The following is a 26097-nucleotide window of genomic DNA, read 5'->3' as shown; positions in this document are numbered from 1 at the left end:
ATGGGCAAGGTCTTGGACGCCGATGCGGCCTCCAGAATTGAAGCCGCGGCCGCCGACTGGTTCTTCCAGAGCAGTCTCGACATGTTCGTCGTCCTGGACGACCGGGCGATCGCGCGCGTCAACCCCGCCTGGGTGCAGCTGACGGGATGGTCGCCCGGCGAATCGGTCGGCCGGCACATGCACGACTTCTTCCACCTGCATGACAGACCAGTCATCGAGGATATCGGGCGGGCGCTGGAGGCGCGCGGCCAGGCGTCGGGCGAGCATCGCCTGGCCCGCAAGGGCGGCGGCTGGCTCTGGGTGCGCTCGAAGTCCAAGGTGCTGGAAGGCGGCGGCCTGATGATCGTCTTCCAGGACTTCAGCGAGGACCGCGCCCGCGAGATCGCCCGCCAGCAGGCCGAGCGCTCCAACGAGCTGCTGCGCACCGCCGCCGGCGTCTATGTCTGGCGCTTCAACCCCCGCAAGGGCGTCTATGTCTTCGATCAGGACATCCCCACGCCCAACTCGCCGCAGGGCGGGGTGCGGACCATGACGGTGGACGAGATGACGCTGTCGATCCACGCCGATGATCGCATGAGGGTTTGGGACGCGTTCTCGCGCACCCTGCGCGGCGGCGAACATGTCGAGATCGACTACCGCTACCTGGATCCGGCGACCAACAGCTGGACGCACATGCACTGCGCCTGGCGCGGGGTGCGCGGGTCCAGCCCCGACGCGTTCGACGTGATCGGCATCAGCCAGAACGTCACCGAGCTGGTCGAGGCTCGCGATGCGGCCCTGGGCGCGGCCGAGGCCAAGAGCCAGTTCCTGGCCAATATGAGCCACGAGATCCGCACGCCGATGAACGGCGTGCTGGGCGTGCTGCACCTTCTGAAGAACGAAGCGCTGACCGACGACGGCCGCCGCCTGCTGAACGAGGCGCTGGATTGCGGCGAGATGCTGTCGGAGCTCCTGAACGACATCATCGACTTCTCGAAGATCGAGGCCGGGAAGCTCGAACTGAGTTCCGAGCCGGTCGATCCGGCCGAGCTGCTGGCCGGCGTCGCCGACATGCTGCGGCCGCAGGCGGAGGCGAAGGGCCTCTATCTTCGTGTCGAGGCCCCCTCCAAGGGAGGCGAGAGCGACCTGGGCTGGGCGGCCACCGACCCGCTGCGCCTGCGTCAGGCCCTGTTCAACCTGCTGGGCAACGCCGTGAAGTTCACCCTGGAGGGCGGCGTCGTGGCCCGCCTCTCCGGCAAGCGTACGGATGGAAAGCTCCGCCTGCGCTTCGAGATCACCGACACCGGCGTCGGCATCGACGAGGAGGCCGGCAAAAGCCTGTTCGAGCGCTTCCGTCAGGGCGACGGCTCGACCACCCGCCGCTTCGGCGGATCGGGCCTGGGCCTGTCGATCTGTCGGCGCCTGGCCGAGATGATGGGCGGCGAGGTCGGGTTCACCAGCGAACACGGCAAGGGTTCGATCTTCTGGCTGGAGGTCGAGGCCGACGCCTGCGCCGCGCCGCATCTCGGACATGGGGCGGCCCGCCTCAACGAACCCGACACGCCGCTGTTCGACGGCCTGCGCGTGTTGCTGGTCGAAGACAACGCCACCAACCGCCTGATCGCCGGCCGCATGCTGGAGGCGCTGGGCGCCCAGGTCAGCTCCGCCGAGGACGGCGTCCAGGGCGTCGCCGCGGCCCGCGCGGGTTTCGACCTGATCCTGATGGACATCCAGATGCCGGTCATGGACGGGATCGAGGCCACCCAGCGCATCCGCGCGCTGCCCGCTCCCGCGGGGTCCGCGCCGATCCTGGCCATGACCGCCAACGCCCTGGCCCACCAGCAGGCCAGCTATCTGGCGGCGGGCATGGACGGGGCGATCGCCAAGCCGCTGTCGCCGCGCGCCCTGACCCAGGCCATCGTCCAGGCTCTGACCGCCCAGCCGTCGACCGCGCGGAAGGCCTCCTGATCGGGATTGCCGTCGCGGACGCGATGCGCTTGGTTGCGGGCCAACTTTCCCGGAGGCGCCGATGGCCCTTTTGATCCTGAGCGTCGTCGGCAGCGACCGACCCGGCCTGACGCAAGCCATCGCCAGCGCCGTGCTGTCGGCCGGCGGCAACTGGCTGGAAAGCCACCTCAGCCAGTTGGGCGGCCTCTATGTCGGCTCCGTGCTGGTGGAGGCCGACGACGCCGACGCCTTGCGCGCCGCCGTCAGCGCGGTCGACGCTCAGGGGCTGGACGTGCGGATCGCGCCGGCGGTCGAGACATCCGGTCCGGAAGGCCTGGCCGTCGCCTTCAGCCTGGTCGGCCAGGACCAACCCGGCATCGTCCATCAGGTGACGGCCGCGCTCGCTGACCTCAACGCCAATATCGAGGCCTTCGACACCCATATGAGCGTCGAGCCCCACTCGGGCGCGCCGCTGTTCCATCTGGATGCCCGCCTGCGCCTGCCGCCCACCCTGGACGCCGAAGCGGTGAAGACGGCGCTGGAGAACATCTCGGCCGAGATCATGGTCGACATCTCGCTGACCCCGGCCGAGTGAACGCCCGACGGGCCAGCCCTACCGGGCCTCTGTTCAAAGCGCCGCCGCGCCGCTAACCCTCGGCCGGAGGTCGAGAAAGCGCGACACCCTGGGGGACCATGCTCTTTTCGTCGCCGCTGTTCCTGTTCTTTGTCCTGCCGCCGGCGCTGCTGCTGTATTTCATCGCGCCCAAGGCCCTGAAGAACGCCGTCCTGCTGATCGCGAGCCTGCTGTTCTACGCCTGGGGCGAACCGGTCGCGGTGTTCGTGGTGCTGGCCTCGGCGCTGCTGGACTATGGCCTCGGCCCCCTCGTCACCCGGCCCGGGCCGGAAGGGAGCCGCTGGCTGGCGCTGGGCGTGTCGGCCAACATCCTGCTGCTGTTCGTCTACAAGTACGCCGACTTCCTGATCGACACGCTGCAGCCGCCGCTCTCGTCCCTTGGCGCGCCGCCTCTCCCCCATCTGAACCTGGCCCTGCCGCTGGGCGTGTCGTTCATCGTCTTCGAGAAGATCACCTACCTCGTGGACCTGCGCCGGGGCGAGAGCCAGCGGGCGAAGACCCTGCGCGACTACCTGCTGTTCGTGTTCTTCTTCCCTAAGGTCCTGGCCGGGCCGATCATCAAGTATCACGAGATCGACGGTCCCTTACGCGACCGCAAGGCCGACTGGGACGACCGGACCTGGGGCTTTCTGCGCTTTCTGTGGGGTCTGGCGCGAAAGGTGCTGATCGCCGATGTCTGCGGTCAGGTCGCCGACCGCGCCTTCGACCCGGCCAACGGACCCATCGGCTTCGCCGGCGCCTGGATCGGGGTGCTGGCCTTCACCGTCCAGATCTATTTCGACTTCGCCGGCTATTCGGACATGGCGCTGGGCCTGGCGCGGATGTTCGGCTTCCGCCTGCGCGAGAACTTCGCCCACCCCTATGGCGCGACCAGCGTCACAGAGTTCTGGAAGCGCTGGCACATCTCGCTGACCACCTGGATCCGCAGCTATCTCTACATCCCGCTGGGCGGCAACCGACACGGCGCGGCGCGGACCTATCTGAACCTGTGGCTCTGCTTCCTGCTGTCGGGCCTGTGGCACGGCGCGGCCTGGACCTTCGTGCTGTGGGGCGCCTGGCACGGGGCGTTCATGGTGCTGGACCGCCAGACCTGGTGGAAGTGGACCGAGCGCCTGCCCTCGCCGCTGCGCGTCGCCGGCGCCCTGGTGCTGGTCATGATCGGCTGGGCGATCTTCCGCAGCCACGGCCTTCCCCAGCTCTCGGAAGTGCTGGGCGCGATGGTCCGGCCGGGTCTCGACGGCCAGTTCCTGGCGGTGCGCAGCCACGAGGCGACGGCCATGGCGATTGGCCTGCTCGGCTCCCTGGTCGCCGCGGCGCCCCAAGTCCGGATCCTGACCGAGCGCGCCGCCGCGCTTCCCGCCGCCCGCGCCGCCGCCTCGCTGGCCATCGTCGCGCTGGGCCTGCTGGCCATCGCCAAGGCGGTGACGACGACCTTCAACCCGTTCCTCTATTTCCGGTTCTAGGCCATGCGCGCGCTGCTCACCTGGACGCCCCGGATTCTGGCCCTGGCCGTGCTGCTGGGCCTGGGCGCGATCGGCGCCTCGGCGCTGAAAGAGCATCCCGCAGACACCACGCTGCTGGGTATGCGGATTCCGCCGGAAAAGGTCGCCCTGTCGCCCGCCGCCCTGTGGCGTGGCGAGTACCAGAAGGCCGCCGAGGCGCGCGCCGCCGCGGCGCTGCCGGCCCGCCCGGCCATCGTTCGCGCCTACAACCAGGCGCAATGGGACGCCTTCGGGACCTCGTCCATGGCCTCGGGCTCGATCATCCGGGGCCGCAAGGGCGCTCTGTTCGAGGAGAGCTATATCGAGGCCCATTGCGGCCTCAAGCTGAAGGTCGACATCGCGGCCATGCCCGATTACGCCCGCCGCCTGCGGCGCGCGCAGGACTGGTTCGAGGCGCGCGGCCAGAAGTTCGTCTACGTCCTGGCCCCGATCAAGACGACCTGGTTCCCGGACCTCGTGCCGTCCAGCTACCCCTGCGCGGCCAGGCGCGACAGCGTCTATCCCGCCGCCCGCGGCGCCCTGACCGCCGCCGGGATCCACTGGGTCGACGGCCGTGCGACGCTGGAGGCCCAACGCGGCAAGCTCGGCTACGAGATGTTCCCCCGCAACGGCATTCACTGGAACCAGCTGGGCGTCGCCCTGGCCGCCCGCGCCTTCGTCAGCGAGTTGAACCGCCAGGGGCTCGAAACGCCGGCGCTGGACTGGGACCTTGCCCAGGCGCCGGACGAGACCGGCCTGGACCGCGACCTTTCCAGCCTGCTGAACCTTCGAAAGCCGCCCACGGGCTGGAAGGCTCCGGCCGTCACCGCCCACCCCGTCGGACCGCCCGGCTCGGGCGTGTTCACCCTCGCCGCCGTCAACGACAGCTTCTTCGATCCGTTGGCCCTGTTCCTGACCCAGGCGCGCCTGGCCGGCCGCGCCCGCAACTACGGCTATCTGACGCTCGCCCCCATCGAGTACCGCGACGGCGGCGCCTATCCCCTGACCGCCACGCCGAAAAGCGCGCTCAAGGACCTGATGGCCGCCGACGTGGTGGTGCTGGAGCAGGTCGAGAGCCAGACCGGCGGCGCGGTCGGCCGCCAATTCCTCGACCTGGTCGAAACCCAGATGGCGGCGGAGGCGCGTCAAAAGCGGGCGTCCTGAAACATTCCTGACAAACCCTGACGCTAGGTGAGCGCCAAATTGTCCCTCGACGGACGGAGCGCCCTTTAAGCCGGCCCTCCACACGCCTAGATTGGACCGGATAGTCCAGCGCCAGGCGCGGCCGCCGAAGGTAGCGGACTTGGGGATTTTGTTATGGACGACGGTCGGGTCGCTGGGGCGGCCACAGCGCGCTACGCCCGCAAGAAGGAGACCATCCTGGCGGCGGCCACGGCGATCCTGAACCGCCAGGGCGTGCGCGGCATGACCCTGGCCGATGTCGCCAACCAGGTCGGCCTCAACACCACCAGCGTCACCTACTACTACCGCAAGAAGGACGACCTGGCCGCCGCCTGCTTCATGCGCGGCCTGGAGCGGTTCGAGGCCATGGTCGAGGAGGCCGCCGCCGAGGCCACGCCCGCCGCCCGCATCCTGAAGTTCCTCGACCTCTATCTCGACCTCAACCGCCGGGTTCGCCTGGGCGAGGCCACGCCCCTGACCAGCTTCGCCGAGATCAAGGCGCTGAAGGAGCCCCTGCGCGGCTCGGTGGTCGGCGCGTTCAACGATCTGTTCCGCCGGGTGCGGAACTTCTTCGACGACCCATCCCTGGCCCATCTGGACAAGCGCCAGCGCACGGCCCGCACGCACCTCTTGATGGAGCAGGTGTTCTGGTCGGGCCGCTGGCTGCGCCGCTACGACGTCGACGACTATGGCCGCGTGCGCGACCGCATGGGCGACATCCTGCTGAACGGCCTGCCCGCCGCCGGCCACCACTGGGCCCCGCGCGCCCTGCCCGACCCCACGCCGGTGTCGCCCGAAGGCCTGGAGTGGCGCGAGACCTTCCTGGTGGCCGCCACCCGCCTGATCAACCAGCGCGGCTATCGCGGCGCCTCGGTCGAGGACATCTCCGCGGCGCTGAACGTGACCAAGGGCTCGTTTTACCACCACCACGACGACAAGGACGCCCTGGTCGCCGAGTGCTTCGAGCGCACCTTCACTGTCACCCGCCGCTCGCAGCTCGACGCCCGCGACCTGCCGACGGACAACTGGACGCGGCTGGTCTCGACCGCCGCCGGCCTGACCAGCTACCAGCTGTCGGAGCACGGGCCGCTGCTGCGCGCCTCGTCGCTGGGCGCCCTGCCCGACACCCTGCGCCACGACATGGCCGACGGCTATATGCGCGGCTGGCAGCGCTTCGCCTCGATCATCTCCGACGGCATCGCCGACGGCTCGATCCGCCCGATCGACCCCAGCATCGCCGCCCACATGATCAACTCGATGCTGAACGCCGCCGCCAGTCTGGGCGCCTGGACGCCAGGCCTGGAGAAGGAAGAGGCGGCCGACCTGTTCGCCAAACCGCTGCTGACCGGGGTGTTGAACTAGCCGCCACCCAAAGGTTGCGACCTATTAACCATAGTCTCGCCTCCCCCCGCTGACGGCTGTACCCTGACGCGACTGAGTCGCTTCGAGTTCCCGCCGCCATGACGACGATCAATCCGTATTCGTCGACCTACGCGCCCGGCCTGACCGCCGGCCAGACCGCCGCGCAACGCGCGAGCCAGGCCGCCGCCAACGGCGCGACCCGCGACCAGAGCCCGACGATCAACACGCCGGCGGTGAACGTCACGCTCTCGGCCGCCGCCCAGGCCGCGCTGAAGGCCCAGACCGACTCCCGCGCCATCGAGACGGTGGTCTCCGACGCCCGAAGCCAGATCGCGGGCTTGCTGAAGGCGGCCGGAACCAAGAACGCCCTGAACAACGGCGACGCGACCATCGACCTCTCCGGCATGGACCGCCGAAGCCTTTACGCCGTGGCCAGCAACCAGGGCGGCCAGTTCCCGATGGACCAGCAGGTGGTCGCAGCCCTGGCCCTGAAGGACCAGCACGACATCGCCCTGGCAAGCCCCGCCGCCCAGGCGCGACTGACCGGCGACTATGCCAGTCTCTACCAGGCCGCCCTCGACCAGATGGACGCCGCCGGGCCCGAGGAAAAGGCCTCCACCGCCTGGACCACCGAACGCGCCGCCCTGGTCGAAGGCCGCAAGCAGGCCATCGCCCGTCCCGGCCTGGCCCCCGCCGGCATCCAGAACGACAGCGTCGCCGCCTACATGAAGGAAACCGGCAGCGTCGTCGCCGGCGCCAAGACCCGCGACTTCGGCAAGGTGGCCGGCGATGTCCGCACCGCGCTGGACAAGCAGTACGAACTGGCCGTCGCTCCTGACGCCGCCAAGGACGGCGGCAGCGGCGCGATCGACTTCCGCCGCTTCGACGACCGCTCGCTATCGGCCGTGGCCCTGAACAAGGACGACCAGTTCTCGACCCACGAGGTCGCCCAGGCCAAGGCCGAGATCCGCCAGCGTGACAGCGACGCCATCAAGGCCAGCTACCAGTCGACCTCGGACGCGGACGGCGGCTTCGGCAAGGCGATGATCACCCGCTACGCCGGCATGAGCGCCGAGGAACGCGACGCCGCCGGCTGGACCCCGGCGGTCTACAGCAAGATGGTTGAGTTGCAGGCCGCCAGCGACAAGCTGGCGGAGATGTTCAACGCCGACGGCGAGACAGCTGGGGCGCCGAGCATGCTGGATTATCTGTAGGCGCGGCGAGAGGGGACCGCGCTTCTGGCTGCACACGCCCCATCCCCGCCGAGAAAGCCGCCGTCGCCGACTGCTGAAGAGGACGGTTAGGGGACGCACATTGGTCGAGAAGAGTGCTCCCAAACCTACGCGCGCCTGCGATGTAGAAGCCCCAGGACGGTCAGCGCGAGAAGGCTGGCGACGCACATCCAGGCGAACAGGTCGCCAGCTCGACCGTAAACCGTTGGGACACTGCGGGTCGGAAGGTCGACGATCATGACGTGCCGGCCACCGGACAGGGTCTCCTTCATCGCGAGCGTCCTGCCGAACGGGTCGAACGCCGCCGCTGTGCCGTTGAACACGGGACGAATGAGCGAGTAGCCGTTCTCGATTCCGCGCAGCCGCACCATCCGCATGGTGTGGGCGTAACTCACCTCGGGCCAGTCCCAGCTGGGCGTCAGCAGGATGTCGGCCTCGACGCGGGCGAGATCGGGAAAATCGCCATCGAAGCAGATCAGGCTCGCGAGCCGCCCATATGGGGTCGAGACCACGGGCACGGGGTTGTTGAACGGCGCCACCGGCTCCATGCCTGGCACGGGATGGTTCTTGCGATAGCGCCAGAGCTGGCGCCCGTCGGGGCCGAACAGGAAAACCTCGTTGCGCTCGAACGGCACGCCGATGGCGGCATTGACGTACACGCCCTCTGATCGAGCGACCTGAGCGACGCGCGCCAGCAGCGCCCCCTTGTCGGCCTGGGTGCTGGGCGCGGCGGTTTCGGACCACGCGACAATCTTGGCGCCCGCCCGCGCCGCGCGGCGCGTATCGTCGAGCAGTTGGTCAGCGATCAGGACGTAACGGGCGCGCATCTCCGGCGTGCTCACGCGTGCGACGGCCTCAGCGGACGCAGGCAGGCTCTCGCCCGAGAGCAGGTCGCTGGCCGCGATGCGCAGGTCCCGGTCCGGGGTGATGGCCGCGATCTTCACGGTCGATGTATTTGTCGAGGGAGGGTTGAAGGCCAGACGGGCTTGGCCGGCGGCCACGATGACGGCCAGCGTCGTCAGGAACGCCACGCCCCAATGTCGCGCCGACCTCGAGTCCGGCTCCTCGAGCAAGCGGTTGGCGATGGTCGCCGCGCAGCCGATCAGGAACGCCACGGCGTAGGGACCGGCGACCGAGATGACTTGCAAAAGCGCCAGCTCTTCGCCCTGGGTGATCGCGCGCATGCCGACCGCTGTACCCAGCGGGAGGACGGCGCCAATCGCGAACTCTCCGGCGACGGCGGCGACCGGGAAAAGAAGGATGCGGGCGGCTCCCGACAGTCGCGCCCCAAGCGTGCGGTCGAGCGCGAAAGGCGCCGCATAGACGGTTCCCACCGTCAGGCCCAGGGCGATCGTCATGGCGTTGAAGGGCACCGCGCTGGCGACCAAATAGATGCCGATCTGCACAAGACAGACCGCGAGAACACCCAGCAACGCTAGAGCCGGCGAACTGGCGCGGCTGAAACGCAGCAAGCAGATCGGCAGGAGCCAGGCCGCTAACGGAATGTCCCAGCGGCTGCCCGCGGCGAAAACCGCGGCGGCGCATCCCGCCAGGAGCCACGCCCAGGGGGAAATGCGAGACGACCTCAGTCGCGTGGGCTCGGCCGTGGTCCTGTTCATGGGCTTTGTTCCTGCGTTGGCGCTGCCGGAACACAGTGATAAACCTTCGACCTAGGTTTAAGGTCAAGGCCGCGAATGCGCATCGGTGAACTGGCGAAGGCGACGGGCCTTTCTGCCTCGAGAGTCCGCTTCTACGAGAAGCACGGCATCCTGCCGCCGCCGGAGCGTCGCGCTAATGGTTACCGAGAGTATCCGGCCTCGGCGATCGCGATCCTGCAGTTCATCGACCAAGGGCAGGCGCTGGGCTTCACCCTGGCCGAACTCCGGGCCGCCCTCTCGACGGGCGACGAGCAGATGCCCGCGCGCGCCGACATGATCGACGGCCTAAGACGAAAACAAGCCGAACTTGAGAGCCACATCGAGACGGCGATCGCCCGACGCGCCCAGATCATCGAACTGATCGCCGAGTTGACGAGCTGCGAGCCCTCCTAAAGGGCGATGTCCGACCCCGTATAGACGATGGGAGGGTCCGCTTTAGGGCGCACGCGACCGGGTTTGCCTGCATCGGTGTATTCCGCAAGGTCAGGGCTGGAATGACGAAAATTCGGGTTGCCGCAAGAAGGCCGCCCCCTACCGCCGCTCCACCGCCGTCTCGGCGCGGATGGCCTTGAACTCCGAGCCCGCCTTCCAGTCCGGCCAGTCGCGGGAATTGGCCAGGGCCTTGCCGGCTTCATAGGTCAGGGCGACGTCCTGGGCGGCGCCGCGCAGGTCCCAGTCGGGGCTCCAGGCGTCGCAGGGCTGGTGGTAGCAGCGGCTGGTGTAGTCGGCGACCCAGGCGTCGCCGGCGGCGCGGCCGCCCTTGATCAGGTCCGCCCCGCCGCCCAGCCCCATCAGCAGCAGCACCGGCACGCCCCGGCGGGCCAGCGAGAAGTGATCGGCGCGATAGAACAGCGCCCGCTCGGGCTTGGCGTCCGGGGTGATGGTCCGACCCTGCCTGGCGGCCTGGGCGGCGAGGCCGTCCTCCAGCGCGTTCTGGCCGGCCCCGACCAGCACCACGTCGCGCGCGGGCCCCACGGTCTGCAGCACGTCGAAGGTGTAGTTGGCCACCGTCTTGCCCAGCGGCGCGGTCGGGTGGTTGGCGTAGTATTCCGAGCCCAGCAGGCCGCGCTCCTCGGCGGTCCAGGCAGCGAACAGGATCGAGCGCTCAGGGCGCGGGCCCTGGGTGAAGGCGCGGGCCGCCTCGATCACCGCGGCCACGCCGATGGCGTCGTCGGCGGCGCCGCGCCGGATGGTGTTGCCTTGAGCGTCCGGCGCGCCCACGCCATAGGCGTCCCAGTGGGCGGCGTAGACCACGGTCTCGTCCGGATGCTTGGCGCCCGGCAGACGGGCCAGGACGTTGGCGCTGTCCATCGCCTGATGGCTGACGGCGTAGTCGGCCGAGAGGCTGGCGCCGGTCAGGGCCACCGGCTTGAAGGCGGCGGTGCGGGCAGAACGTTTCAGGGTTTCGAAATCCAGACCCGAGCGCTTGAACAGATCGACCGCCACGTCGCGCTGGATCCAGCCCTGCAGCAGCAGCTTGTCCTTGGCGGGATCCGGGCGAACGATGTCGTAGCCCTCGCCGTTCGAGGCCTTGACGGTCGTCCAGCCATAGCCGGCCCCGAGGCTCTCGTGGACGATCAGCGCGCCGATCGCCCCGCGCCGCACGGCCTCCTCGTACTTGTAGGTCCAGCGGGCGTAGTAGGTGGCCGCCGAGCCGCCGAACTTCCCCGCGACGGGTTCGCCCGGCGCGGCCTCCAGGTCCGGATCGCCGATCAGGAAGACGGCGATCTTGCCCTTCAGGTCGACACCCTTGAAGTCGTCCCACGCCCGCTCGGGCGCGGCGACGCCATAGCCGACGAAGACCAGCGGGGCCTTGTCGATCTTGACCTTGTCGACCGGGCGCAGGGTCATGACCTGCGACTGCTCGCCCTGGTTCAGGGTCAGGGGGGCGGCCTTGGTCGCCACCGTCAGGGTCGCCGGACCATCGATCCGCGTACGGACCAGCGCCACCTTCTGCGTCCAGCCGCCATTGTCGCCGGCGGGCTCCAGCCCCAGCGCCTTGAACTGGCCGGAGATGTACTCGATCGTCGGCGCCTCGCCCTCACCGCCGGGCGCGCGGCCCGCGAAGCGGTCGGAGGCCAGCTCCCGCGTGATGTCCGACAGCCGCGCCGGATCGATCGGCCCGCTATCCTGGGCGGCCGCCGCGCTGGCGGACGCGAGGATCAGGCCCGAGGCCAGGGCGAGGAGAGCGGCTTTGGACATGGACGGACCTTCGATCGACGGGGGACGATTGGTAGCCCGATCGCGGCCCCTCCCACAAGAAATCGGCGCGCCTCCTCCTCCGGAAGCGCGCCGCAGTCACCCACATGCTCGAGGGCGTTCGGGACCTAGAACTTCTTGCGGACGCCCACCTTGTAGGTGCGGCCCAGCGGGTCGCCGGTGAACGGGTCGTAGCCCAGGTCGAGACGGGCGTAGGACGGATCCTTGTCGAACAGGTTGGTGATCGCCAGGGTCGCCGTCGTGTCCCAGGGCAGGAAGACTCGGTAGGCCAGATCCGTCAGGACCTGCTTCTTGATCGTCTTGCCGGCGCTGACCGTGACGCCCGCGCCCGTGGTGTCCTTGTAGGCGTTGGTCGCGAACGGCGCGGTGCGCTGGTCGGTGTAGGAACCGATGTAGTGCACCGACAGGCGCAGGTTATGCGGGCCCCGGTTCCATTCGGCGAACACATCGCCCTTCCACTTCGGGATGGGCACGACCGTGGTCTGGTAGTTCAGCAGACCCACCGCGTCGAAGGCCTTTTCGACCGTGATGCCCTCCACCACCGTCGCGCCGACCTTGTACTTCTGGATGTAGGTGGCGTTGCCGCCGAGGGTGACGTCACCGCCGACGACCTCCCTGAACCGGTACTCGGCCGAGAAGTCGAAGCCGGCGTTCTTCACTGGCGCGCCGTTGATATAGGCGGTGCGCAGACGGGCGATGCTGGTGGTCGGGGTCCCGCAGGCGCCGTTGAAGGTGAAGCGCGAGACCAGGCCCGCATAGGCCGGGTTGGCGCAGTTGTTCGCGCCGGCCGCGCCGTTCGGATAGAGCGAGGCGACCATGCCCGCCACCGGCTCGGCGACGATCGGGTTTTTGAAGTCGAAGTAGAAGTAGTCGATGCTGGCCTTGAAATCGCCGGCGTTGAACAGCGTGCCGAAGTTGTAGGTCTTGGCCTTCTCCGGCTTCAGGTTCGGGTTGCCGAAGATGTCGACGGCGCGGAACACGCCCAGGATGCCCTGCAGCGAGGTCACCGAGGTGGTGGTGGTCAGGGGATCCGGCGGACCGCCGGAAAGTCGAGCCGGCCGAGGCGCGGAACGCCAGCCACGACATGGCCTGCCAGCGCAGCGAGGCCTTGGGGTTGAAGGTCGAGCCGATGCCGTTGCCGTACTTCTCGTAGCGGGCCGCGAACTGGGCCTGGAAGTCGTCGGTGATCGGCACGGAAAGCTCGCCGAACCCGGCCATCACGTCGCTCTGGTTATCGGCCTCGTTGCCGACGCCCAGGAACATGAAGGGGCCGTTGCGGGCCGAGCCGGTGCAGGTGGTCACCCCGAAATCGGGGGTGTTCACGCACGGATTGATCGCGGCGTTGCTGATGTCGTTGTAGTCGGCCTTGAAGTAGCTGCGGCGGTACTGGACGCCGGCGGCCCAGGCGACGTCGCCACCCGCCAGGGTGATGCTGGTCTTTCCGTTCAGCACCGCCTCGCCGACGAACAGGCGTGAGGACTGCTTGGTCGACAGCTTCTTGAAGAACCAGTCGACCAGATCCTTGTTGTTCTGAAGCGTCGCGTTGTAGCCGGGATTGGCTGCGCCGGTGATCACGTTGGACGGGATCGCGCTGGCGAAGGGGTTGTAGTACATGCAGCCGCCGACGCCCGGCGTGCCCTGGATGCCCGGGGTGTTGGGGTTGCTGTCGCAGAGCGGGCCGCCCAGCCCCTGCAAGGCCAGCGCGAAGCGGTTGACCAGGGTGTCGTAGCCGGTGCGGATGCCGACTTCCTGCGAGTAGGTCAGGGCGATGTCCCAGCCGATGCCGTTCTCGAACTCGCCCGACAAGTCGCCCGAGACTCGGAAGGCGTCGAAGGAGCGCGAGCCGATCGAGGGGCCGTAGCCGAACTTCGGATTGCCGCCGATGCCGAACGGCCGGTTGGCCACGTTCAGCGCTCCGCCGGCGAAGATCGCCCCCGGCGCGGTGGTGACCGCGCCCGTCGCCAGGCTGGTCAGTTGCACCGTCGGATTGGCGGCGATGAAGGCCGCGAGCCCCGGATTGCTCGCCGGCACGAAGTAGCGGCCGGTCAGGGCCGCGATCGGCGCCACTTCCGCCGTCGGCACGGCGAGCGCCGCATAGGACGGCGAGGTGTTCCATTCGGGCACGTCGGTGTGGGCGTACAGCACCTCGGCGTGGAACTTGGTCTTGGCCGACAGGTCGGTATTGACCTCGGCATAGGCCTGAACCGCGTTGGACTTTTCCACGACGTTGTCGAACGGCGTGTAGTGCCAGTAGCAGACCGGCGTCAGGCCGCTGAAGCCGGCGAAGCCGCCCAGGCTCGAGCAGCCCGGATCGCGCATGCCGCTGGAGGTGCTGGCCAGAGGAATGAAGGTCGAGGGATTGCCCGCCGCCGACCAGCCCGCCTCGGGGTTGCTGAGGTAGGACCTGTTGGCCCAGTCGCGGTCGGCGACCGACAGCTTCGAGCGGTGCTGCCAGCCCACGCTGGCCAGGACGTTGCCATTGTCCCAGGTCTTGCCCCAGGTCAGGCTGCCGCCGTAGTCGCCCTTCGAGCCGCTGATGTGGCGGTAGTCGGCGGCCGCTTCCAGGCCGTTGAAGTTCTTCCTGGTGATGAAGTTGACCACGCCGGCGATGGCGTCGGAACCGTAGGTCGCCGCCGCGCCGTCCTTCAGCACTTCCAGGCGGCCGATCGCGGCGGCGGGAATGATGTTGGTGTCGACGATACCCGCCCCGGCCTGGCCGAACGGGTTGATCGCCAGGCGGCGGCCGTTCAGCAGCACCAGGGTGCGCTGCGAGCCCAGGCCGCGCAGGTTGACCGAGCCCGAGCCCTCCGAGCCCTGGGCTCGGCTATCAACTGGTTGGTGTCGCCCAGCACCCCGTTGGAGATCGACAGGGCCTTCAGCAGCTCGACCGTCGAGGGCGAGCCGCGCTTCTGAAGTTCTTCGGCGCTAACCACGTCGACCGGCAGGGCGGCGTCCTCGGGCGTCCCGCGGATGAACGAGCCGGTGACGACGACTTCCTCGACCTCGGTCGGCGCGTCGTTGGGTTTCTGCTGGGCCGCCGCCGCGCCCGCCATGCCGCCGGATACGGCGATGGCCAGCGCGAGGCAGGAACCTCCGCGCAGGAAGCTGGTTCGTCTCATGGTTTCCCTCCCTCGATTGTTCTTTGACGGGCCGATCGTCTGCGCGAGGCCCTATCGGGGTAGTTGGGGGTCGTTCAGCTTGGCGGCGGCCTCCCGCATTCGGCGTAGGCGCCCACACGCGCGCCGAAACCGGCGCACCGCGAAGAGCGTTCCTTTTCGAAACTTGGCGATGCGCCTTCTGGAGTCGACAAGCCTTGGTTCCCCCGGGGCCGGACGCTTGAAAAGCCACGCGTACTGCGACGATTCAGTAACCGTCGCGGATGCCGAAAATGAGATCGAACATCTGTTTCGATGATGCGGTATGTTTTCTCCCCACGTCAACCGCCCGCGACACGGGACCGCCCCGGCGCGTCGACACGCCGCACCAGCCCTGGGTATGGGCGCGTGAGGGGCGAGGGATGCGTGCGCCGCAACATAAGCTTCGCTAAAGCGTTGGGCTGGGGCTTTCCCATTGGCGTTGGGGCGCCTAGTGGAAAACCATTGGTCGCCAAGTCCCGCCCGCCAGGCGAGAACAACCGGATTCGAACTCTATGCGTTTCGCCAAGACCGGCGCTTCCAGGCGTCCAGGCCGGCCTTTCATCCTGTTCGTCTCGACAGCCGTGCTCGTCGGCGCGGGCCTGTCGGCCTGCACCACGCCCGCGCGTCAAGTCGACGTGAAACTGCCGACCGTCTTCGAAGCGCCTGCGGGCTCGCCGCTGGCGTCTCAGACTTCTGGATCAATGGTGGACCGCCTTCAACGATCCGGTCTTGAACGATCTGATCACGACGGCCCTGGCTCAGGCCCCCGACGCGCGTCTCGGCCGCCGCCCGGCTGGAAGAGGCTCGCGCCGTGCGCGAGGGCCAGATCCGCCAGATCTACATCCCGCAGACGCCGCTGACCGGCTCGGCCAAGCGCACCGACACCCACATCATCGACCAGAGCGGCGCCGGCGGCTTCACCCAGGGCGGGGTCAGCAAGACCTATTCGGCCAATTTCGACGTCTCCTGGGAGCTGGACCTGATCGGCCGTCGCAGCGCCGCCCGCCGCGTGGTCGACAACGATCTGGCCGCCGCCCGCTTCGCCTACGAAGGCGCCCGCGCCGCCTTGGCGGCCAATGTCGCCCAATCCTATTTCGAGGCGCGCGGCTACGCCGTGCAACTGGAGGACGCCCGCGCCAACGCCGCCATCGCCGGGAACCTGTTCAAGGTCGCCGACGAGAAGGGCCGCCGGGGCCTTTCAGCCACCTCCGAAGGCGACCGCACGGCCGCCGACCTCGCCCAGGCCCAGGCCCAAGTCGCCCAGCTGGAAGCTCAGCTGCAGGCCTCGCGCCGCAGCCTGCTGATCCTGGTCGGCAAGGGCGTCGACCCGCTGGCCAGCCTGCCGGTCGAGCCGATCCTGGCCAAGGCCCCGCCGGTCCCCGCCGCCGCGCCGGCCGAGCTGCTGGCCCGCCGCCCCGACATCCGCGAGGCCGCCGCGCGCCTGGCCTCGGCCTCGGGCAATCTGAACATCAGCGAGCTGGCCCTGTTCCCGACCCTGACCCTGACTCCGGGCGTCGGGATCTCCAAGGCGATCAGCCCCAGCTTCCTGCAGGCCGGCTCGTCGGTCTCGACCACCAGCTCGGCCTGGACCCTGGGCGCCAACCTCTCGATCCCGGTGCTGAACATCCCCAAGCTGATGTCCGACATCAAGGTCAGCGGCGCCCAGGTGGAGCAGGCCGCCGTGACCTACGAACAGACCGTCCAGAAGGCTTTCGGCGAGACCGAGAGCGCCCTGGTGCAACAGGACGCCGACGAGCGTCGCGTCACCCTGCTGGCCGCCGGCGAACGCCGCGCCGCCGTGGCCTACGAGGCCAGCCGCAAGGGCTACGCCATGGGTCTGATCGACCTGACCACGGCGCTGCAGGCCGAGCAGTCCTGGCGCGGCGCCGCGCACGGCCCTGACCGGGGCCCAGACCCAGGCGCTGCAACGCGCCGTCCAGACCTACAAGGCGCTCGGCGGCGGTTGGTCGCCCTCGAACGTCCCCAGCAAGCCTTCCGCGCAATGAGACCCGCCCCGATGACGACCCGTTACCTGATCGCCACCGCCCTGGTCTGCAGCGCCGTGGCCCTCACCGCCTGTGGCGGGAAGAAGGACAAGGAAGCCCCCGCCAAGACCGCCGCCGCCCAGGCGCGCACGGTCAGCATCGGCAGCGTCGAGACCCGGCCGCTGGGCGGCGGGGTCGAGGCCTCGGGCCTGCTGGTCTCGCGCGAGGAGGCCGCCGTCGGCTCGGAACTGACCGGCTACCGCGTCGCGCGCCTCTATGCCGACGAGGGCGACTGGGTCCGCGCCGGCCAGCCTCTGGTCCAGCTGGACGACACCCTCTTGCGGGCCCAGGTCGAGCAGCAGGCCGCCGTCACCGCCCAGGCCCAGGCCGAAGCGGCTCGGGTGTCCGGCCTCGACGGCCAGGGGGTCCTGTCCCAGGAGCAGATCGAGACCCGCCGCTACCAGGCCAAGGCTCAGGAGGCGGCGCTGAAGGAGCTGCGCACTCGCGCCGCGCGGATGACCATCACCTCGCCGGTCAGCGGCCGGGTGCTGTCGCGCGGCGTGCAGCCCGGCCAAATCGCCGGAGGCGGTACGACGCCCTGGTTCACCATCGCCCGCGACGGCCTGGTCGAGCTGGACGCCGAGGTCAACGAGGCCGACCTGGCCGGCATCCGCGAAGGCCAGGCCGCCCAGGTGTCCCTGCCCGGCGGCCAGTCGATCCCGGGCGTCGTGCGCCTGATCAGCCCGCGCGTCGATAGCGGGAGCCGCTTGGGCAAGGTGCGCGTGCGCCTGCCCGTGCGCCCCGACCTGCGCCCCGGCGGCTTCGGCCGCGCCACCTTCGGCGCCTCGGGCGCGGTGGTGACCGCCATTCCGGAATCGGCCATCCGCTATGAGGCCGACGGCCTGTTCGTGATGACAGTCGACAGCGACAACCGCGCCCACCAGACCGCCGTGAAGATCGGTCGGAAGGGCGGCGGCTGGGCTCAGCTGGTCCAGGGGCCGTCCGCCGGGACGCTCATCGTCCTGGGCGGCGCGTCCTTCGTCAGCGACGGCGACGTGGTGCGCCCGAACCCGCAGGCGGCCCGCTGATGGCTAGCGAACAGAAGCCTCCCGAACACAAGACCGGCGAACTTCGGGTCTCCGCCTGGGCGATCAAGAACCCGATCCCTGTGGCGGTGGTTTTTGTCGCCCTGATGATCGCCGGCATCGGCTGCTATCTGGGCCTGCCCATCAAGCAGTTCCCGAACGTCGAGTTCCCCGCCGTGACCGTGACGGTCACCCAGAGCGGGGCCGCGCCCGGCGAGATGGAGACCCAGGTCACCCGCCCGATCGAGGACGCGGTGGCCAGCATCTCCAACGTCAAGACCATCCGCTCGTCGGTGGTCCAGGGCGCCTCGACCACGACGATCGAGTTCAATCTCGGCGAGGACCTGCAGAAGGTCACCGACGAGGTCCGCTCCAAGGTCGACCAGACCCGCGCCGTCCTGCCCAGGGAGGTCGACGAGCCGATCGTCCAGCGGCTCGAGATCACCAGCGCCCCGATCATCACCTACGCCGTCTCCGCGCCGAACATGAGCGCGACCGAGCTGTCGTGGTTCATCGACGACACCGTCACCCGCGCCCTGCAGGGCGAGAAGGGCGTGGCCCAGGTGGCCCGCGTCGGCGGCGTCGATCGCGAGATCAACGTCATCCTCGACCCGGACCGCATGGCCAGCTTCGGCGTGACGGCGCCGCAGCTGAACCAGGCCCTGGCCAGCTTCAGCGTCGACGCCCCCGGCGGTCGCGCCACCGTCGGCGGTCGCGAGCAGACCCTGCGCGTGCTGGGCGCGGCCACCACGGTCGAGCAACTGCGCCAGATCACCATCCCGATCGGCGGCGGTCGCTACGTCAAGCTCACCGACGTGGCCCAGGTGGGCCAGGGCGCGGAAGAGCAGCGCGGCTTCGCCCGCCTGGACGGCCGCCCCGTCGTCGCCTTCCAGGTGATGAAGACCCGCGATTCCAGCGATGTCGCCGTCGAAGACAACGTCAAGAAGGCCATCGACGGCCTTCAAGCCAAGCAGGCCGGCGTGTCGTTCGTGAAGATCTTCTCGACGGTCGACGAGACCCGGGCCAGCTTCGCGGCCACCGAACACACCCTGCTGGAAGGCATGCTGCTGGCCTCGCTGGTGGTGTTCCTGTTCCTGCGCGAGTGGCGGGCCACCCTGATCACCGCCATCGCCATGCCGGTGTCGCTGGTGCCCACCTTCGCCTTCATGGCGATCATGGGCTTCTCGCTGAACGTCGTGACCCTGCTGGCCCTGACCCTGGTCATCGGCATCCTGGTCGACGACGCCGTGGTCGAGATCGAGAACATCGAAAAGCGCGTCGCCCGGGGGCAGAGGCCCTACCAGGCCGCCATCGAGGGGGCCGACGCCATCGGCCTGGCGGTCGTGGCCACCACCTTCACCATCGTGGCGGTGTTCGTGCCGGTGTCCTACATGCCCGGCACGCCCGGCCAGTTCTTCAAGGAATTCGGCCTGACGGTCGCCGTGGCCGTGCTGTTCTCGCTGGTCGTGGCGCGTCTGCTGACCCCGCTGCTGGCCGCCTATTTCCTGAAGCCCGCCAAGCACCCGCACCCGCGCAAAGAGTTCAAGGGCTTCTATCGCGGCGTGCTGGACTGGTCGCTGGACCACCGGATCCTGGCCTGCGCCATCGGCGGGGTGATCTTCATCGGCTCGATCATGCTGGCGGGCCTGCTGCCCACGGCGTTCCAGCCGGCGGCCAACAACAACTACTATTACCTGAAGGTCCAGGGGCCACCCGGCGCGACCGTGGCCGACATGGAGCGCACGGTGCAGTCTGTGACGACCCTGTTCCGCAAGCGCCCGGAAGTGGCCCACGTCTTCGCCCAGGTCGGCTCGAACATCGGCAGCGGCTGGGGCGGCCAGAGCGGCGCCGACATCCGCGACGCCACCATCACCATCGTGTTGAACGGCGACCGCGAACAGACCGTCACCGAGATCAAGCAGGAGGTCCGCAGGAGCCTGCACGACATTCCCGACGCCCGGGTGAACCTGCTGGGCGACTGGGGGACGTCGGAGGTCCAGACCATCCTGATCTCCGAGGACGGCCCGCTGCTGGAACGCACCGCCGCCCAGATCGAGCGCGAGATGCAGAAGCTCTCGACCGTCGCCGATCCGCGTCCGTCGTCGCCGCCGAGCGGTCCGGAAATCCTGATCCGGCCCAAGGCCGACGAAGCCGCGCGCCTCGGCGTCAGCTCGGCCGACATCGCCGCCATCGCCCGCGTGGCCACGGTCGGCGACATCGACGCCAACGTCGCCAAGATGACCCAGGGCGAGCGGCGGATCCCGATCCGCGTGCGCCTGCCGGCCGACAGCCGCCGCGACCTGGACGCCCTGGGCGCCCTGCGCGTCCCGACCGCCAGCGGCGGCACCACCCGGCTCGACACCGTGGCCGACCTGTCGTTCCAGGCTGGTCCGGCCAAGATCGACCGCTTCGCCCGCAAGCGACAGGTGACCATCGAGGCCGACCTCAACAACGGCGCTCAGCTAGGCCAGGCGATGACCGACGTCGCCAAGCTGCCGACGATGAAGAGCCTCCCCGCCGGCGTCGGCCCGGCCTCGGCCGGCGACCAGGAGGCCTTCGTCGAGCTGTTCACCGGCTTCGCGGTGGCGCTGCTGTCGGCCGTCGGCCTGGTGTTCGGCGTGCTGGTGCTGCTGTTCCGCAGCTTCTTCAAGCCGATCACCATCCTGTCGGCCCTGCCCCTGGCGATCGGCGGCGCGTTCTTCGCCCTGCTGGTCACCGGCCAGTCTCTGTCGATGCCGTCGCTGATCGGCTTCCTGATGCTGATGGGCCTGGCGGCCAAGAACTCGATCCTGCTGGTCGAGTACGCCATCGAGCAGGAGCGCGACGGCATGACCCAGCGCGAGGCCATCCTCGAACGCCTGCCACGAGCGCGCGCGGCCGATCGTCATGACCACCCTGGCCATGATGGCCGGCATGCTGCCGACCGCGCTGGGCATCGGCACCGGATCGGAGTTCCGCCAGCCCATGGCCGTGGCCGTGATCGGTGGCCTGATCACCTCGACCGTGCTGTCGCTGGTGCTGGTGCCGGTGGTCTACGAGATCGTCGACGACATCGAGATGTGGCTGAGGCCGAAGCTGGCCCGCGTGGTCACGCCGCGCGAGGCGCAGGGCGGCGGCCGGGCGGCCGGGACGGATCACCCGTAGATCGGGCGCTCTGGGATGCTGGTGATCCGCCCCTTCCGCCCCGGCGACGAGGACGCCGTCATCGGGGTGATCCTGCCGATCCAGCGCGAGGAGTTCGGCGTCGCCATAACGGCCGCCGATCAGCCGGACCTGGCCGACATCGAGACCTGGTACCAGACGGGTGCCGGCCAGTTCTGGCTCGCTGAACTGGACGGCCAGACGGTCGGCACCATCGCGCTGAAGGATATTGGCGAGGGCGCGCTCGCCCTGCGCAAGATGTTCGTCAAGCCGGCCGCCAGAGGTTCCGTCGGCGCGGCCCAGGCCCTGCTGGACACCGCCCTGAGCCACGCCCGAGATCAAGGCGTCCGCGCGGTCTGGCTGGGCACGACGGACGCCTTCAAGGCCGCGCATCGGTTCTACGAGAAAAACGGGTTCGAGGTGATCGGCGCGGCGACTCTGCCGACGGCCTTCCCGCGCATGGCGGTGGATACGCGGTTCTATCGACTGGCCCTGTAGAGGTCGCCTCGCGACGCGAGGTACGCCAAGACTAGTCCCTCTTGGGCGCGTAACTTAGCCGGCACACGGTCCACGCCCCTTCGCGCGCCATCTCGAACTTGCCGTTCAGTTGCTGGGCCATGGCGCGGACGATGCGCAGGCCGAGGCTCCTGGAGTTGGCCGGATCGAAGCCGTCGGGCGGGCCGGCGCCGTCGTCGCGGACCGTCAGAACATGGGTCTCGCCGGACTGGTCGAGATCGACGCGCACCTGGCCCGCGCGGGCTTCGCCGAAGCCGTGCTCCAGCGCGTTGTTGAAGCTCTCCAGCATGACCAGGGTGACGGGCGTGGCCTGGTCGGGGTGCAGGGGCTGGTCGCCGCCCTCGATGGTCAGGACGACCTTCGCGCCGGCCGCCTGCGAGGCGTCGTTCAGGACAGCCTCGGCGAAGGTCCGGAAGGGCGCGGGGTCGCCCACGGCGTTGTGCAGCTCCCGCTGGATGCTGGCGATCAGGGCGATCCGGCCGCCAGCCTCGTTGAGGGCGTGGCGGGCGTCCTCGTCGGCGACGCCGGCGGACTGCAGCCGCAGCAGCGAGCCCACGACCTGGATGTTGTTGCTGACCCGGTGGTGCAGCTCGCGATACAGCAGATCCCGGCTGTCGGCCAAGGCGGCGTAGCGCGCCCGCTCCTCCTCCAGCTGACGCAACGCCCGACGCATGCCGTCGATGAAGAAGATGTCGATCACCACCACGAAGGCGTAGAACGCCAGGGCCACGCTGGTCGGAAAGGTGACGTCGAACGTGCGGTAGGGCGGGATGAAATAGTACCAGGCCGCCGCGCCCGACAGGACCGCGCACAGGATCGCCGGCCGCAGGCCCGCGAAATAGGCGGTGATGACCACGGCCGGGAAGAAGGTCAGATAGGGAAAGCCGGGCGGGAACCAGTCGTTCAGCATCAGGCGCAGCGCCCAGGCCGCCAGGGTGGCGAGGACCGCGAACCCATAGCCGGCGAGCTTGCCGCGAATGAACGCTCCCATCGCCAGGCCCCCTCTGCTGATGAACCCGGATGCGGCAAAGCTCGCGGCGCGTCAAGCGACGACCCGACATAGCGGCGCATCGCCCCGGCGCACAGCAAAAGGCCCCGGAGATCGCTCTCCGGGGCCTTCGCTTAGATCAGTTCAGCTGACGCTGAGATCGATCGACTACTCGATGATCTTGGCGACGACGCCGGCGCCGACCGTACGGCCGCCTTCGCGGATGGCGAAGCGCAGGCCTTGGTCCATGGCGATCGGGGTGATCAGCTCGACGTCCAGCTCGGCGTTGTCGCCCGGCATGATCATTTCCACGCCTTCCTTCAGCTTGATGATGCCGGTGACATCGGTCGTGCGGAAGTAGAACTGCGGACGGTAGTTGGTGAAGAACGGGGTGTGACGGCCGCCTTCTTCCTTGTTCAGGATGTAGGCTTCGGCCACGAACTTGGTGTGCGGGGTGATCGAGCCCGGCTTGCAGAGGACCTGGCCGCGCTCGACGTCTTCACGCTTGGTGCCGCGCAGCAGCACGCCCACGTTGTCGCCGGCTTGACCTTGGTCCAGCAGCTTGCGGAACATTTCGACGCCCGTGCAGGTCGTCTTCTGGACCGGACGGATGCCGACGATCTCGACTTCCTCGCCGACCTTCACGACGCCCTTTTCGATACGGCCCGTGACCACGGTGCCGCGGCCCGAGATCGAGAACACGTCTTCGACCGGCATCAGGAACGGCAGGTCAACCGGACGTTCCGGCTGCGGGATGTAGGCGTCGACCTGGGTCATCAGTTCGTTGATGCGGTCTTCGCCGATGGCCGGATCACGGCCTTCGACGGCGGCCAGGGCCGAACCCTTGACGATCGGAATGTCGTCGCCCGGGAACTGGTAGCTGCTGAGCAGCTCGCGCACTTCCATTTCGACGAGCTCCAGCAGCTCTTCGTCGTCGACCATGTCGACCTTGTTCATGAACACGACCAGGGCCGGCACGCCGACCTGACGGGCCAGCAGGATGTGCTCGCGGGTCTGCGGCATCGGGCCGTCGGCGGCCGACACGACCAGGATCGCGCCGTCCATCTGGGCCGCGCCCGTGATCATGTTCTTCACGTAGTCGGCGTGGCCGGGGCAGTCGACGTGAGCATAGTGACGGTTGGCCGTCTCGTACTCGACGTGCGCGGTGTTGATCGTGATGCCGCGGGCCTTTTCTTCCGGCGCGGCGTCGATGTCGGCGTAGTTCTTGGCGGTCGCGCCGCCCGACTTCGCCAGCGTGATCGTGATCGCCGCCGTCAGCGTCGTCTTGCCATGGTCAACGTGACCGATGGTGCCGATGTTGCAGTGCGGCTTAGTGCGTTCGAACTTTTCCTTGGCCATCTTCTTAGCTCCAGGACCCCAGAGGGGCCTTCAAAATAGGTGGGACTTCTGGGTGTTGCGAGAGGGTTCCAAGGAACCCTCTCGATCTCTAACCCACGCTTTTCCTTGGGAAAAGCTTAGGCGTACTTCTTGATCACTTCGTCGGCGACGTGTTGCGGCACCGGATCGTAGTGATCGTAGACCATGCTGAACTGAGCGCGGCCTTGCGACATGCCCCGCAGGGTGTTCACGTAACCGAACATGTTGGCCAGCGGCACGTAGGCGTTCACGACAGTCGCGTTGCCGCGCATGTCCTGACCCTGGATCATGCCACGGCGGCTGTTCAGATCGCCGATGACCGAGCCCAGGTATTCTTCCGGCGTCACGACCTCGACCTTCATGATCGGCTCGAGCAGCTTCGGATTGCCCTTCTCGCGCAGTTCCTTGAAGGCGGCGCGGGCGGCGATTTCGAAGGCCAGGACCGACGAGTCGACGTCGTGGAACTTGCCGTCCGTCAGGGTCGCCTTGAAGTCGATCAGCGGGAAGCCGGCCAGCAGGCCGTTGTCCTTGACCGATTCCAGGCCCTTCTGGACGCCCGGGATATATTCCTTCGGCACCGCGCCGCCGACGATCGCGTTCTCGAACACAAAGCCCGAGCCGGGCTCGCCCGGTTCAAACGTGATGATGACGCGGGCGAACTGGCCCGTACCACCGGTCTGCTTCTTGTGCGTGTAGTCGATCTCGACCTTGCGGCCCAGCGATTCACGATAGGCGACCTGCGGCGCGCCGATGTTGGCCTCGACCTTGTAGGTGCGCTTCAGGATGTCGATCTTGATGTCGAGGTGCAGTTCGCCCATGCCCTTCAGGATCGTCTGGCCCGAACTCGTGGTCGGTCGAGACGGTGAAGGACGGATCCTCGGCGGCCAGCTTCTGCAGGGCGACGCCCAGCTTTTCCTGGTCGGCCTTCGACTTGGGCTCGACGGCGATCTCGATCACGGGCGCCGGGAATTCCATGCGCTCCAGGATGACCGGCGACTTCAGCGGATCGCACAGGGTGTCGCCCGTGCGGGTTTCCTTGAGGCCAGCCAGGGCGACGATGTCGCCGGCATAGGCTTCCTTGATGTCTTCGCGGTTGTTCGAGTGCATCAGCAGCATGCGGCCGACGCGCTCGCGCTTGTCGCGCGTGGCGTTCAGCAGCGACATGCCGGTTTCCAGCTTGCCCGAGTAGATGCGGCAGAAGGTCAGCGAACCGACGAAGGGGTCGTCCATGATCTTGAACGCCAGAACCGACAGCGGCTCGTCGTCCGAGGCGTGACGCACGACTTCTTCTTCGGTCTTGAAGTCGATGCCCTTGGTCGGCGGGATGTCCAGCGGCGACGGCAGGTAGTCGACGACGGCGTCCAGGAGCGTCTGCACGCCCTTGTTCTTGAAGGCCGAGCCGCAGAGGATCGGATAGAAGGCGCCGGTCAGAACGGCCTTGCGCAGGCACTTCTTGATCGTGGCTTCCGAGGGCTCTTCGCCGCCCAGATAGGCTTCCATCGCCTCGTCGTCGAGTTCGACGGCGTTCTCGACCAGATAGGCGCGGGCTTCGATCGCCTTGTCCATCAGGTCGGCGGGGATTTCCTCGTCGCGGAAGTTCGCGCCCAGGGCGTCGTTGTCCCAGACCACGGCCTTCATGCGGACCAGGTCCACGAGGCCCTTCAGGTTCGTTTCCGAACCGATCGGGAATTGGATCGGCACGGCCTTGGCGCCCAGACGGTCGCGGATCGATTCCACCGACTTGTCGAAGTCGGCGCCGATCTTGTCCATCTTGTTGACGAAGACGATGCGCGGAACCTTGTACTTGTCGGCCTGACGCCAGACGGTTTCCGTCTGCGGCTCGACGCCGGCGTTGCCGTCCAGCACCGTCACGGCGCCGTCGAGCACGCGCAGCGAGCGCTCGACTTCAATCGTGAAGTCGACGTGCCCGGGGGTGTCGATGATGTTGAGGCGCTTGCCGTTCCAGAAAGCGGTCGTCGCGGCCGACGTGATCGTGATGCCGCGTTCCTGCTCCTGCTCCATCCAGTCCATCGTGGCGGCGCCGTCGTGGACTTCGCCGATCTTGTGCGACTTACCCGTGTAATACAGGATCCGCTCGGTCGTCGTGGTCTTACCGGCGTCGATGTGCGCCATGATGCCGAAGTTGCGGTAGTCTTCGATTTTTATGCTGGCG

At 68.4% G+C, this 26097-nt stretch carries 14 protein-coding genes and 4 pseudogenes; 11 read left to right on the top strand and 7 right to left on the bottom strand.

Annotation, left to right across the window (positions count from 1 at the left end):
* The 6 genes from ACHMW8_RS12305 to ACHMW8_RS12280 all read left to right on the top strand — a co-directional run bounded on the left by ACHMW8_RS12305 (position 1) and on the right by ACHMW8_RS12280 (position 7799).
* On the top strand, positions 1-1947 hold the full coding sequence (locus tag ACHMW8_RS12305) for an ATP-binding protein (RefSeq protein WP_395445695.1): 1947 nt from the start codon (positions 1-3) through the stop codon (positions 1945-1947).
* Positions 1948-2008: 61 nt separating this feature from the next.
* On the top strand, positions 2009-2521 hold the full coding sequence (locus ACHMW8_RS12300) for a glycine cleavage system protein R (RefSeq protein ID WP_395445694.1): 513 nt from the start codon (positions 2009-2011) through the stop codon (positions 2519-2521).
* Positions 2522-2619: 98 nt separating this feature from the next.
* Entirely contained in the window at positions 2620-4023 is a 1404-nt protein-coding gene (locus ACHMW8_RS12295; protein WP_395445693.1) for an MBOAT family O-acyltransferase, read from the top strand.
* A gap of 3 nt (positions 4024-4026) precedes the next feature.
* Positions 4027-5205: a hypothetical protein gene (locus ACHMW8_RS12290; RefSeq protein WP_125155869.1), complete on the top strand. Its 1179-nt coding sequence runs from the start codon at positions 4027-4029 to the stop codon at positions 5203-5205.
* A gap of 153 nt (positions 5206-5358) precedes the next feature.
* Positions 5359-6585, top strand: coding sequence for a TetR/AcrR family transcriptional regulator (locus ACHMW8_RS12285; protein WP_125155868.1), 1227 nt, complete (start codon positions 5359-5361; stop codon positions 6583-6585).
* Between the two features lie 98 nt (positions 6586-6683).
* Complete coding sequence (locus ACHMW8_RS12280) at positions 6684-7799, top strand: hypothetical protein (RefSeq protein WP_125155867.1); 1116 nt, start codon at positions 6684-6686, stop codon at positions 7797-7799.
* Between the two features lie 125 nt (positions 7800-7924).
* On the opposite strand, the gene ACHMW8_RS12275 is transcribed toward ACHMW8_RS12280, so the two are convergent.
* Entirely contained in the window at positions 7925-9436 is a 1512-nt protein-coding gene (locus ACHMW8_RS12275; protein ID WP_395445692.1) for a nitrilase-related carbon-nitrogen hydrolase, read from the bottom strand.
* Between the two features lie 75 nt (positions 9437-9511).
* Between ACHMW8_RS12275 and ACHMW8_RS12270 the strand changes: the two genes are divergently transcribed.
* On the top strand, positions 9512-9868 hold the full coding sequence (locus ACHMW8_RS12270) for a MerR family transcriptional regulator (RefSeq protein WP_395445691.1): 357 nt from the start codon (positions 9512-9514) through the stop codon (positions 9866-9868).
* Between the two features lie 138 nt (positions 9869-10006).
* On the opposite strand, the gene ACHMW8_RS12265 is transcribed toward ACHMW8_RS12270, so the two are convergent.
* The 3 genes and pseudogenes from ACHMW8_RS12265 to ACHMW8_RS12255 all read right to left on the bottom strand — a co-directional run bounded on the left by ACHMW8_RS12265 (position 10007) and on the right by ACHMW8_RS12255 (position 14814).
* Positions 10007-11677 carry a M20/M25/M40 family metallo-hydrolase gene (locus ACHMW8_RS12265; protein WP_395445690.1) on the bottom strand — a complete coding sequence of 557 codons (1671 nt, stop codon included), beginning with the start codon at positions 11675-11677 and terminating at the stop codon, positions 10007-10009.
* 125 nt (positions 11678-11802) lie between these two features.
* A pseudogene (locus ACHMW8_RS12260) lies at positions 11803-14473 on the bottom strand (TonB-dependent receptor domain-containing protein).
* Positions 14443-14814, bottom strand: coding sequence for a hypothetical protein (locus ACHMW8_RS12255; protein WP_395445689.1), 372 nt, complete (start codon positions 14812-14814; stop codon positions 14443-14445). Before ACHMW8_RS12255 ends, ACHMW8_RS12260 begins: the two are co-directional and overlap by 31 nt.
* Positions 14815-15344: 530 nt before the next feature.
* Here ACHMW8_RS12255 and ACHMW8_RS12250 point away from each other — a divergent pair.
* The 4 genes and pseudogenes from ACHMW8_RS12250 (at position 15345) to ACHMW8_RS12235 (ending at position 21541) form a co-directional block, all read left to right on the top strand.
* Positions 15345-16838, top strand: a pseudogene (locus ACHMW8_RS12250) (efflux transporter outer membrane subunit).
* Positions 16796-17905: an efflux RND transporter periplasmic adaptor subunit gene (locus ACHMW8_RS12245; RefSeq protein WP_395445688.1), complete on the top strand. Its 1110-nt coding sequence runs from the start codon at positions 16796-16798 to the stop codon at positions 17903-17905. Before ACHMW8_RS12250 ends, ACHMW8_RS12245 begins: the two are co-directional and overlap by 43 nt.
* A pseudogene (locus tag ACHMW8_RS12240) lies at positions 17905-21046 on the top strand (efflux RND transporter permease subunit). The gene ACHMW8_RS12245 and the pseudogene ACHMW8_RS12240 overlap by 1 nt, the downstream one beginning before the upstream one ends.
* Before the next feature lie 66 nt (positions 21047-21112).
* Positions 21113-21541: a GNAT family N-acetyltransferase gene (locus ACHMW8_RS12235; RefSeq protein ID WP_395445958.1), complete on the top strand. Its 429-nt coding sequence runs from the start codon at positions 21113-21115 to the stop codon at positions 21539-21541.
* Between the two features lie 31 nt (positions 21542-21572).
* Here ACHMW8_RS12235 and ACHMW8_RS12230 read toward each other — a convergent pair whose 3' ends face one another.
* The 3 genes and pseudogenes from ACHMW8_RS12230 to fusA form a co-directional block, all read right to left on the bottom strand.
* Positions 21573-22550: a sensor histidine kinase gene (locus ACHMW8_RS12230; protein WP_395445687.1), complete on the bottom strand. Its 978-nt coding sequence runs from the start codon at positions 22548-22550 to the stop codon at positions 21573-21575.
* A gap of 165 nt (positions 22551-22715) precedes the next feature.
* Positions 22716-23906 carry an elongation factor Tu gene (tuf, locus tag ACHMW8_RS12225; protein WP_395445686.1) on the bottom strand — a complete coding sequence of 397 codons (1191 nt, stop codon included), beginning with the start codon at positions 23904-23906 and terminating at the stop codon, positions 22716-22718.
* Positions 23907-24022: 116 nt separating this feature from the next.
* Positions 24023-26057, bottom strand: a pseudogene (gene fusA, locus ACHMW8_RS12220) (elongation factor G).
* Positions 26058-26097: the final 40 nt, after the last annotated feature.

This window comes from Caulobacter sp. UC70_42 (assembly GCF_044056025.1).
Taxonomy (GTDB): domain Bacteria; phylum Pseudomonadota; class Alphaproteobacteria; order Caulobacterales; family Caulobacteraceae; genus Caulobacter.
Note: the sequence above shows the minus strand (reverse complement) of the source record. Positions and strands in the feature narration are given on the sequence as shown.